Source organism: Kitasatospora sp. NPDC057904 (genome assembly GCF_042887925.1).
GTDB lineage: Bacteria > Actinomycetota > Actinomycetes > Streptomycetales > Streptomycetaceae > Kitasatospora.
Genome location: NZ_JBHVOL010000016.1, coordinates 174,321 through 185,134, shown reverse-complemented (window position 1 = coordinate 185,134; position 10,814 = coordinate 174,321). Strand labels below are relative to the sequence as shown.

Sequence of the window (10,814 nt, the reverse complement as noted above, 5' to 3'; positions counted from 1 at the left end):
CTCCCGGCGGGGGCGGCGGCGGTGCGGAGGCCGCGTTGCGGCCGAGCCCGCCGCCCTGCGCCGCCTCGGCGGGCCCGGGGGGCGCCGCAGGCCCGGGGTGCACCGGCGCACCGGGCAGGCCGCCCAGGCCGGGGCCGCCCGGGGCCAGCATGGTCGGCGCGTACTCCACGGCCGGACCGGCCGGCGGCGCGGCGGGCGGTGCCGAGGGGGTGGCCGTCTCGGGGGCGCCGGGCAGGCCCATCAGGCCCGGGACGCCGCCCTGCGGGGCCAGCATGGTCGGTGCGTACTCCACGGCGGGACCGGCCGGTGGCACGGCGGGCGAGGCGGGCGGTGCCGCGGGGGCGGGCGTCTCCGGCGCACCGGGCAGGCCCATCAGCCCCGGCATCGCCTCCGGCGGCGCCAGCAGCGTCGGCGCGGGCTCGGCCACCGGAGGCTGCACGGGAGCAGGTGCGGGCGCGGGCGCGGATTCCGGGGTGGGCGCGGACGGTGCCGGGGGCAGGCCGGGGACGCTCCTGGGCATCAGCGCGGTCGCGGCCTCGGAGCCGGCCGGCGGGGGCGCGTCGGACGGCTCGGAGCCGAGCGTGCGCAGGCCCTCGGGCATCAGCATGGTCGCCGCCTCGGAGCCGGCCGGGGCGGGCCCCGGCGGGACCGGCGGGGCCGACTGCACCTGCGGCGGGACGGACGGCTCGTCGTGGCCGGGCGGCGGGGCGAGCATGGTCGGCGCGTCCCCGGCGGGCCGGTCGGAGACCGGCGGCGCGACGAGGACGGCCGGCGGCGGCGTCGGCGGCCCGGTCGGCGGGGCCCACGAGGCGGCCTCGGCCGGGAGGCCGGTCGCCTCGGGCGCGGACTGCTCGGCCGGCGCGGGCGCCGGGGCCGGAGCAGGAACGGGCGCCGGGGCCGGAGCCGGGGCCGGGGCAGCAACGGGCGCCGGAGCCTGGGCCTCGCCCAGCCGCTCCGCCTCCGCCGCGATCGCCGCCGCGCCCGCCTCCTGCAGCCACTGCGGCGGGCTGAGCAGGAAGGACGTCGCCTCGACGGGCCCGGGCGCGGGCTTCGCCGCCCCCGCCGGGTTGGCCGCGACCGGCCGCCCGTACACCTCCTCGTACTGCCGGACGACCTCGTTGACCGGCAGCGCGGGCCAGAGCGTGCTCGCGCCGGAGTCGCGGGCGATCACCAGCCGCGCCCCGCCCGTCGGGCCGCCCTCCTCCGGGGTCCCGTCCGCCGGCTGCACCGCCCAGCAGACGAAGCCCAGGTCGAACTCCCGGACCCGCACCTCGCGCTGCTGCGACCCCGGCACCCCGCCGTTGATCCACTCGTCGGCGAGCTCATGCGCCTGCGCGTACGTCACCACGCCCGGTTCACCCCTGTCCCCATCCTCGTCGTCCCCGTCGTCCCCGTCGTCCCGGTCACTCGCCCGGGACGGCCCGGGCGAACCCGCCGTCCACCATCAGCTCCGCGACCGTCTCCAGCTCGGGCGGACTGCCCGCCAGCCGCAGCAGGAACTCGTCGAAGTCCTCGCCGCAGGGCAGCAGCAGCCGCTCGACCCGGTCCTCCGGGGCCTCCGGGAGGCCGGTGTCGCGGGCGTCGTCGTACAGGTGGAACCAGACCGTGCCGATCCGGTCGCCGCGGACCTTGAGCGCGACGATGCCGCCCTGGGCGTAGGCGATGCCGAGGTAGTCCTTGGTGAGGTGGTCGCGCAGGCACTTGTTGGCGTACACGACGTCCGCCGTCCCGTACTCCTCGGTGAGGGTCAGGAACGGCTGGTCGAGCAGCATGCCCAGCTCGGTGTCGAGCGCGACGCCGACCGGGGCGCGGCCGCCGCCGAGCTTGAGGAAGCTGCGGTAGGCGCCCGGCAGCCGGTAGCCGAGGCGGTCCTCGGCGCGCTGGAGCAGGTCCTCCGGGACGCTGATCGGGTCGCTGCCGTCCAGGGCCAGCGGGAAGTGCACCGGCCGGCGCTCCTGGAGCGGGCGGGTGCCGCGCTGGCCGTGGTCTGCGCCGGAGGTGGCGAGGCCGCCGTGGTGCCGCAGCAGGGCCTTGACCTCGACCGGGACGAGCTCCATCCGGCGCCAGCCGGGGGCGGCCCGGCCTGCGACGTGGTGCCAGGTCCAGCCGGGCGGGGTCGCGACGGCGGTGTGCAGGTCGGCCCAGAGCGGGTGGCCCTCGGTGAACAGCGCGGCGTTGGCCGAGACGTAGTCGGTCAGCCGCAGCTCGTCCACGCCGAGGCCCTCCGGCGGGTCGGCGACCTCGGCCGCCGCGGCGGCGTACGGGGCGAAGTCCGGGTAGCCGTGCTCGTCCACCCGGACCCCGGCGGGGTAACGCTCCGCGCGGACCGGGTCCGGGAAGTGCACCACCTGACCTGCGTATGCCGCGTTCGGTGCGGCGGCGGCGCCGGGCCGACCTGTCGTCATCTGGGAGCCCCCACTGGCTGCTGCAAAATCGGTGCGTTTGCTGGACACCAGCGTAGGGGGTCACCCTCCTGGCCGAACCCCCGCACCTACGCGTGAGCCGTGCGTAGTGCCGCCAGCAGTGCCTCGGCCACCCGGACCTGCTGCGCCTCGGTCATCTGCGGGTAAAGCGGGAGCGTGAGCAGTTCGCGCGCGGCCCGTTCGGCGGTCGGGAAGGCGCCCTCGCGGTGGCCGAGGAAGCGGAACGCGGGCTGGAGGTGCACGGGGACGGGGTAGTGCACCCCGGCGCCGATCCCGGCGGCGTGCAGCGCGGCGAGCACCGCGTTGCGATCCCGGCCGGGGCCGATCCGCACCGCGTACAGGTGCCAGACGTGCTCGTTGCCGGGGGCGGTGCGGGGCAGGGCGAGGCCGTCGACGCCGCCGAGCAGCGCGTCGTAGCGGGCGGCGGCGGCGCGGCGGGCGGCGTTCCAGGCGGGCAGGCGGCGGAGTTTGGCGCGCAGGACGACGGCCTGGAGGGCGTCCATCCGGGAGTTGAAGCCGAGGCGTTCGTGGGTGTACTTCTCGCGGGCGCCGTGGTCGCCGATGAGCCGGACGGCGTCGGCCAGTTCGGCGTCGTCGGTGAGCACCGCGCCGGCGTCGCCGTAGCCGCCGAGGTTCTTGCCGGGGTAGAAGCTGGTGGCCGCGATCCGCCCGTACGTGCCGCGCCCGTGCTGCCGGGCGCCCTGGGACTGCGCGGCGTCCTCCACCACCGGCCGCCCGTCGGCCAGTTCGAGCAGCGGGCCCATGGGGGCGAGCTGGCCGTTGAGGTGGACGGGCAGCAGCGCGACGGCCGCGGGGAGCGCGTCGGCGGCGCGCGCGGGGTCGATCAGCAGGTGCGCCGGGTCGGCGTCGACGAGCACCGGGTGCAGTCCGGCCCGCAGGACGGCCTCGGCGGTGGCGACGAAGGTGTTGGCGGGCAGTACGACACCGCCACCGGGCGGCAGGTCGAGGGCGCGCAGGGCGAGTTCGAGGGCGTCGGTGCCGTTGGCGGCGCCGACGCAGTGCCGGGTGCCGGTGAAGCCGGCGTACTCCCGCTCGAACCCGGCCACTTCGGGGCCCTTGACGTAGCCGCCGGACGCGAGGACCCGCTCGAAGCCCGCCCGGACCTCGGCCGCGATCTCGGCGTGGGCGGCGGCCAGGTCCACCAACGGGATGCCACCGGTGCCACCGGTGCCACCGGTGCCGCCGGTGCTCCCGGCGCCCCCGGTGCGGCCGCTCACCTGACCACGACCCGCGGGGCCTCGTCGGCCCGGTCGGCCCCCTCGGCCCGGTCGGCCATCCCCACCGGAATGGTGACCCCGCCGAGTCGGAGGCTCAGCGAGGCCGCCTCCAGCAGCCGCAGCACCCGCACCCCGGCGTGCCCGTCGGTGAGCGGCGCGCGGCCCTCGACGATCGCGGCGGCGAACTCGGCCATCACGTTGCGCAGCGCCTCCTGCTCGACCAGCGCGGGCGCGACCATCTCGCCGACGCGGTAGGAGATCAGCGCCCGGTGCCGGATCGCGTCGGTGACCTCCTCGGGCGGGGTGAGGTCCACGCCCCGGTCGTGCACGGCGAGGCGGGCCTGCGGGTTGAGGTCGTCCCAGACGAGGGTGCGCCGGGAGCCGCCGATGAGCGTGGTGCGCACCTTCGTCGGGGAGAGCCAGTTGACGTGGCAGTGGGCGAGCGCGCCGTTGCTCAGCCGGACCGTCAGGTAGGCGACGCAGGCCCGCCCGGCGCCGATCGGGTCGGCGCCCTGGGCGGACACCCCGACCGGATCGACGCCGGGCGGCAGGACGAAGTCGAGGATGGCGAGGTCGTGCGGGGCGAGGTCCCACAGCACGTCCACGTCCGGCTGCACCAGCCCGAGGTTGATCCGCACCGAGTCGAAGAACTGGACGTCGCCGATCTCGCCGCCGTGCACGAGCTCGCGGATCCGGCGCACCGCCGGCGTGTAGCAGAAGGTGTGGTCGCACATCAGCACGAGCCCGCGCCGCTCGGCGAGTTCGACGAGCTCGGCGGCCCCGTCGGCGGAGGTGGTGATCGGCTTCTCGACCAGCACGTGCTTGCCGGCCTCCAGCGCGGCCCGGACGAGCCCGTGGTGCGCAGCGGCGGGCGCGGCCACCGCGACGGCCCCGACCCGCTCGTCGTCCAGCACCCGCCGGTACGAGGAGGTCGCGCCGACGGTGCTGTACTCCCCCAGCACCGTACGGGCCTTGGCCTCGTCGAGGTCGCACAGCCAGTGCAGCCGCAGCGCCGGGGTGTGCTGGGCGTTGCGGACCAGCTTGGGGCCCCAGTAGCCGGCGCCGACCACGGCGATGCCGACCGGCCGGGCGGGCACGGGCCGGAGCGGTTCGCCCGGGGTGGGCACGTGCCCGCCGGGCGCCTCGTTGGCGTCCTCGGCCCCGTCCGGTCCGCCGTCGCGCCCCCCGTCCCGTCCCGACGTCGGAGAAGTCATCGCACGAGCTCCCTCGCTCCGGCACCGGGCAGGCGCACCCCGGCGGCCCCAACGGTCGGCGCGGGCACCGGATCCGGGCCGCCGCCGGGCGTCCCGGGCGGGCGGCCGCGTCCCCTTCGGCTCGCTGCCGGAACGGTACCGGCAGCCGCCGGGGCACCGGGGCGGTTTCGGTGGATCGGCGGACAAGTCGTGACGGCTGCGTGCGGATTGAGCCAGTGTTCCGTCCGGAGCGCGTCCTGAACCCGCCGGGTCCCGGCGCTCGTTCGCGCACCCCCGCACCCCGGTTGTACGGATGTCGGTGTCGTTTGACAGGCTTGCCCCAGGACTGGACCGACCAGTCCGGACCGTCAGCGGAGACCCTGCGGATACGGAGGCAGACGCATGACCACCGGTGAGCCGGCGGGCCCGCCCGTGCTGCGCCACCTCCGCGACAGCCTGCTGCCCGCCGTCGCCGCCGCGCTGTCGCTCAAGGGCGGCGAGGTGCACACCCTGGCCGGGGACAAGTCCGCCCGGCGCCCGGTCCTGCACCCGCTGGTCCGCGAGTTCCTGGACGGCCTGCCGGTCGAGCTGCGCGAGCGCTTCACCGGCCGCTGCCCGGAGGCGGTGCTGCTGTCGCAGTACCTGGCCACGGTGGACGGCAAGCGTTCCAAGCGCGCCGCCCGCAAGGCGATGAGCCTGCACGAGGCCCGCAAGGCCCTCAAGGGCTCCCGGATGACCACCGTCCGGATCCGCGAGGAGGACGACCCGGCGCACGGCACCCACGCGCCGCCGTGCCGCTCGTGCGTCCCGATGCTGGAGCATTTCACCGTGCAGAGCGTCGCGGTCGGGCCGCCCGCCCGCTGACCGCCGGCCCGCGCCGACGCCCTCCGTCGGTGCGGTGCCGCGTCCCTGCCGCCGTCCTGTCCCCGAACCACCGGAGCCAGTCCTGAATCCGCCCAGCCCACCCCCGCCCCCGCCGGCCACCCTGGCCGCGGCCTCCCCCGGGCGGACCCGCCCGCGCTTCCCCGCCGACGTCGCCGCCGAGCTCAAGGCGGCCGGCTGGCACCCCGGCCGCTGGGAGATCCGGCGGGCCGAGGAGTGGGCCGACACCCTGGTGGGGCACGGCGAGCCGGCCGGCGTGCCGCACGCGGTGTTCCCGGCGGCGGTGGAGGCCTGGGCCGAGTTCGGCGGCCTCGCCTTCGACCTGTCCGGCGCGGGCCGCCAACTGGCCCGCACCCCGTTCCTGATCGACCCGATGTGCGGGCTGCACCAGCCCCGCACCCTGGCCGACCTCGGCCGCGCGCTCGGCAGCAAGGTCGCGCCGCTCGGCGAGGAGGCGTACGGACAGGCACTGTTGGCGGTCGACGAGGAGGGCCGCGTCTACAGCCTGGATCACACGGGAGAGTGGTTCCTCGGCCACGGGATCGACCAGGCGATCACGATGCTGATCCTCGGCACCGCCCCGGAACGGCTGCGCACCGCGGACGAGTACTAGGAACGAGCACCCCAGCGCGGACGGGCACCGCCACCGCGGACGGGCGCCGCTACCGCAGCGGTTCGGCGGGGACGGCCAGCCGGGAGGGCAGCACCGCCTCGACCCGGAACCCGCCGTCCGCCTCCGGCCCGGCCGAGAAGGTGCCGCCGAGCGCGATCACCCGCTCGCGCATCCCGACCAGCCCGTTGCCCCCGCTCGGCAGCTTCGCCGCGCCGTGCTCGCCGCCCGGGCAGGCGTTGACGACGCTGACCCGGACCCCGTTCGGCGCGTACGCGAGCAGGACGGACACGTCGGCGCCGCCGGCGTGCTTGTGCGCGTTGGTCAGGCCCTCCTGGACCACGCGGTACGCGGTCTGCTCGGCCTCGCCGGTGAACTGCTGCCGGCTTCCGCTGACCGTCAGGGTGACCGCCATCCCGGCCGCCCGGGACTGGTCGACCAGCCGCGGCAGCGCGGCCAGCGAGTCCGGTTCGGCCGGGCGCTCGTCGTCCATCCGCAGCACGCCGAGGATCTCGCGCAGCTCGTTGAGCGCCTGCCGGCCGACCTCGCCCATCAGCTTGGCGCTCTGCGCGGCCTTCTGCGGGTCCTTCGCGGCGATCCGCTCCAGGGCCCCCGCGTGCACCACCATCAGCGAGACCCGGTGCGCGACCACGTCGTGCATCTCGCGGGCGATCCGCGTGCGCTCCTCCAGCCGGGCCCGCCGGGCGCGTTCCTGGGCCTGTTCGGCCAGCAGGTCGAGCTCGGTCTCCAGACCGTGCGCACGGTCCTTGAGCGACTCGATGAGCCGCCGCCGCGCGCCCACGTAGAGGCCGGTCACCACCGGCGGGACGGTCAGGCCGACCGCCACCAGGACGGCCACCAGCACCTGGACCCAGAGCGGCGTCGGGTCCGGGGGGCCGTCGCCACCGGGCAGGAGCATCGACACCAGCATGACGGTGACGGCCTCGGCGAAGGCCAGCGCCGACAGCGCGACCACCCGGCGGCGCCGCGAGGGCCACTCCCACGTCTCGGCCAGCGTGTACAGGGCCACCACGAGCAGCACGACGCCGAGCATCCCGGGCATCGCCACCAGCGTCACCAGCACCGGCACGGCCGGCCAGCGCCGGCGCAGCACCAGCGAGCCGCCCGCCAGCGCGCCGAGCACGGCGATGCCGGCCGCGCCGGCGGCGCTCAGGTGCGCGCGCGCGGAGAGGAAGGCGATGGTGCTGAGCGAGCACTCCACCGCGGCCAGCAGCGCCAGCCCGATGTCGAGGAATGCGCTGCGCGGTCGTTCCCACCACCAGAACGACCGGACCGGCGCGCGCTCCCCAGGCGACTTGCTCATGCCTGACAGCCTAAGGTGCAACCCCGTTCCCTCCCCACCGGGATGGCACCGGTAACTTCCCCAGACCTTCAAGTGGTCCAGACCACATGGCGGCCGCGGTGATCCTGTCCGCCATCCGGCCACCTCGCGGACACCGACCTCCCCGACACCTATGCTGGTCGCGTCGGACAGCGCGGTCCGCACGCGTCACACCTGCCACACGCGGGCGGACCTGTGACGATGAGCCGTTGCCGAACCCCACCACCACAGGGAGCCCAGCCGTGACCGCTCCGGTCCCCAACCCGGCGGACAGCCCCACCTCCGTCGCCGCCGCCGGCCCAGACGCAGACAACGCGGCCCTGCGCGCGGACATCCGCCGCCTCGGCGACCTGCTCGGCGAAACGCTGGTCCGTCAGGAGGGCCCCCAGCTACTGGGCCTGGTCGAACAGGTCCGCCTGCTCAGCCGCACGGACGGCGAGGCCACCGCCGAACTCCTCTCCGGCATCGACCTGGATACCGCGGCGAAGCTCGTCCGCGCCTTCTCCACCTACTTCCACCTCGCCAACGTCACCGAGCAGGTGCACCGCGGCCGGGAGTTCGCCACCCGCCGCGCCCGGGAGGGCTCGCTGCTCGCGCAGACCGCCGACCAGCTCGCCGACGCCGACCCCAAGCACCTCCAGGACACCCTGGCCCACCTCGCGGTCCGGCCGGTCTTCACCGCGCACCCCACCGAGGCCGCCCGGCGCAGCGTCCTCAACAAGCTCCGCCGGATCGGCGAACTCCTCGAACGCATCCACCGCGAGCAGCTCAGCTCCGGCCTCGCCGCCGCCGACCCGGCCACCACCCCCGACCGGGCCGCCACGCGCCGCACCTCCCTGCAGCGCTCCGCCGACCGCCGCCTGGCCGAGGTCATCGACCTGCTCTGGCAGACCGACGAGCTGCGCATCGCCCGCCCCGAGCCCACCGACGAGGCCCGCAACGCCGTCTACTACCTGGACGAGCTCTACCGCGAGGCCGTCCCCGAGGTGCTGGAGGAGCTGCAGGAGGAGCTCGCCCGGGTCGGCCTCAGCCTGCCCGACGGCGTCCGCCCGCTCACCTTCGGCACCTGGATCGGCGGCGACCGCGACGGCAACCCCAACGTCACCCCGCAGGTCACCTGGGACGTCCTCAACCTCCAGCACGAGTACGGCATCAAGGACGCGCTCGCCGCGATCGACGACCTGCGCAACACGCTCTCCACCTCCGAGCGCCTGGCCGGCGCCTCGGCCGAGCTCCTCGCCTCGCTCAACACCGACCTGCACCTGCTCCCCGAACTCAGCCCGCGCTACAAGCGGATGAACGCCGAGGAGCCCTACCGCCTCAAGGCCACCTGCATCCGGCTCAAGCTGGAGAACACCCGCGAGCGCCTGGCCGGCGGCACCCCGCACGTCGAGGGCCGCGACTACCTCGGCACCCGCGAACTCGTCGCCGACCTGCGCCTGATCCAGGAGTCGCTGCGCGCCCACCGCGGCGAACTCATCGCCGACGGCCGCCTCGCCCGCGCGATCCGCACCATCGAGGCCTTCGGCCTCCAGCTCGCCACCATGGACGTCCGCGAGCACGCCGAGGCCCACCACCACGCGCTCGGCCAGCTCTTCGACCGCCTCGGCGAGGAGGCCTGGCGCTACGCCGACATGCCCCGCGAGTACCGCCAGCGGCTGCTCGCCAAGGAGCTCCGCTCGCGCCGCCCGCTCGCCCCCACCCCGGCCCCGCTGGACGAGGCCGGCACCAAGACCCTCGGCGTCTTCAACACCATCCGCCAGGGCTTCGAGCGCTTCGGCGACGAGATCGTCGAGAGCTACATCATCTCCATGTGCCAGGGCGCCGACGACGTCTTCGCCGCCACCGTCCTGGCCCGCGAGGCGGGCCTGATCGACCTGCACGCCGGCATCGCCAAGATCGGCATCGTGCCGCTCCTGGAGACCACCGACGAGCTCCAGCAGGCCGACCGCATCCTCGACGAGATGCTCTCCGACCCCTCCTACCGGCTGCTCGTCTCGCTGCGCGGCGACGTCCAGGAGGTCATGCTCGGCTACTCCGACTCCTCCAAGTTCGGCGGCATCACCACCTCCCAGTGGGAGATCCACCGCGCCCAGCGCCGGCTGCGCGACGTCGCCCACCGCTACGGCATCCGGCTGCGCCTGTTCCACGGCCGCGGCGGCACCGTCGGCCGCGGCGGCGGCCCCTCGCACGAGGCCATCCTGGCCCAGCCGTGGGGCACCCTGGAGGGCGAGATCAAGGTCACCGAGCAGGGCGAGGTCATCTCCGACAAGTACCTGCTGCCCTCCCTCGCCCGGGAGAACCTCGAACTGACGATCTCCGCGACGCTCTCCGCCTCCGCGCTGCACACCGCCCCGCGCCAGGCCCCCGAGGAGCTGGCCCGCTGGGACGCCGCGATGGACCGGGTGTCCGAGGCCGCCCACACCGCCTACCGCGCCCTGGTCGAGCAGGAGGACCTGCCGAAGTACTTCTTCGCCTCGACCCCGGTCGACCAGCTCGCCTCCCTGCACCTGGGCTCCCGCCCCTCCCGCCGCCCCGACTCCGGCGCCGGCCTGGACGGACTGCGCGCCATCCCGTGGGTGTTCGGCTGGACCCAGTCCCGCCAGATCGTCCCCGGCTGGTACGGCGTCGGCTCCGGCCTCGCCGCCGCCCGCGAGGCCGGCCTCGGCGACGTGCTGGACGAGATGCACGGGCAGTGGCACTTCTTCCGCAACTTCCTGTCCAACGTCGCCATGACGCTGGCCAAGACCGACCTGCGGATCGCCCGCCACTACGTCGAGCAGCTGGTGCCGGCCGACCTCCAGCACGTCTTCGACCAGATCGTCGCCGAGCACGAGCTCACCCTGCGCGAGGTGCTGCGGCTCACCGGCGAGGGCGAACTGCTGGAGCACAACCCGGTGCTGAAGCAGACCTTCACCGTCCGCGACGCCTACCTCGACCCGATCTCCTACCTCCAGGTCGCCCTGCTGCGCCGCCAGCGCGAGGAGGTCACGGCCGGACGCCAGGAGGACCCGCTGCGCGCCCGCGCGCTCCTGCTGACCGTCAACGGCATCGCCGCCGGCCTGCGCAACACCGGCTGACGGCAGACGCGTCGAAGGGGCCGGTGTCCACCCCCGTCGGACACCG

General features: G+C 75.7%; 7 protein-coding genes and 1 pseudogene. 3 read left to right on the top strand and 5 right to left on the bottom strand.

The genetic code is table 11. The features are described from left to right. The 4 genes and pseudogenes from ACFVSN_RS32705 to ACFVSN_RS32690 form a co-directional block, all read right to left on the bottom strand. Positions 1–1,348: pseudogene (locus ACFVSN_RS32705) on the bottom strand (hypothetical protein); the annotation flags it as partial. Between the two features lie 55 nt (positions 1,349–1,403). Then, positions 1,404–2,405 carry an HNH endonuclease gene (locus ACFVSN_RS32700; protein WP_380448953.1) on the bottom strand — a complete coding sequence of 334 codons (1,002 nt, stop codon included), beginning with the start codon at positions 2,403–2,405 and terminating at the stop codon, positions 1,404–1,406. Positions 2,406–2,491: 86 nt separating this feature from the next. Beyond that, entirely contained in the window at positions 2,492–3,661 is a 1,170-nt protein-coding gene (locus ACFVSN_RS32695; RefSeq protein ID WP_387957215.1) for a DegT/DnrJ/EryC1/StrS family aminotransferase, read from the bottom strand. After that, complete coding sequence (locus ACFVSN_RS32690) at positions 3,658–4,875, bottom strand: Gfo/Idh/MocA family protein (protein ID WP_380448957.1); 1,218 nt, start codon at positions 4,873–4,875, stop codon at positions 3,658–3,660. Before ACFVSN_RS32690 ends, ACFVSN_RS32695 begins: the two co-directional genes overlap by 4 nt. 381 nt (positions 4,876–5,256) lie before the next feature. Here ACFVSN_RS32690 and ACFVSN_RS32685 point away from each other — a divergent pair, with 381 nt between their 5' ends. Both ACFVSN_RS32685 and ACFVSN_RS32680 read left to right on the top strand, forming a co-directional pair. Further along, entirely contained in the window at positions 5,257–5,718 is a 462-nt protein-coding gene (locus ACFVSN_RS32685) for a YwqJ-related putative deaminase (RefSeq protein ID WP_380448959.1), read from the top strand. 34 nt (positions 5,719–5,752) lie between these two features. Then, complete coding sequence (locus tag ACFVSN_RS32680; protein ID WP_380448961.1) at positions 5,753–6,349, top strand: SUKH-3 domain-containing protein; 597 nt, start codon at positions 5,753–5,755, stop codon at positions 6,347–6,349. Between the two features lie 49 nt (positions 6,350–6,398). Here the strand turns inward: ACFVSN_RS32680 and ACFVSN_RS32675 are convergent, their stop codons facing one another. Then, a complete protein-coding gene (locus tag ACFVSN_RS32675) occupies positions 6,399–7,670 on the bottom strand; it encodes a sensor histidine kinase (RefSeq protein ID WP_387957212.1) in 1,272 nt (423 codons plus the stop codon). 338 nt (positions 7,671–8,008) lie between these two features. Between ACFVSN_RS32675 and ppc the strand changes: the two genes are divergently transcribed. After that, complete coding sequence (gene ppc / locus ACFVSN_RS32670) at positions 8,009–10,768, top strand: phosphoenolpyruvate carboxylase (protein ID WP_380444313.1); 2,760 nt, start codon at positions 8,009–8,011, stop codon at positions 10,766–10,768. Positions 10,769–10,814: the final 46 nt, after the last annotated feature.

What these genes read in the sequence shown, in the direction of transcription:
- ACFVSN_RS32700 (WP_380448953.1), bottom strand. Translation starts at nt 2,405, where the DNA reads ATGACGACAGGTCGGCCCGGCGCCGCCGCCGCACCGAACGCGGCATAC.
- ACFVSN_RS32690 (WP_380448957.1), bottom strand. Translation starts at nt 4,875, where the DNA reads ATGACTTCTCCGACGTCGGGACGGGACGGGGGGCGCGACGGCGGACCG.
- ACFVSN_RS32685 (WP_380448959.1), top strand. Translation starts at nt 5,257, where the DNA reads ATGACCACCGGTGAGCCGGCGGGCCCGCCCGTGCTGCGCCACCTCCGC.
- ACFVSN_RS32675 (WP_387957212.1), bottom strand. Translation starts at nt 7,670, where the DNA reads ATGAGCAAGTCGCCTGGGGAGCGCGCGCCGGTCCGGTCGTTCTGGTGG.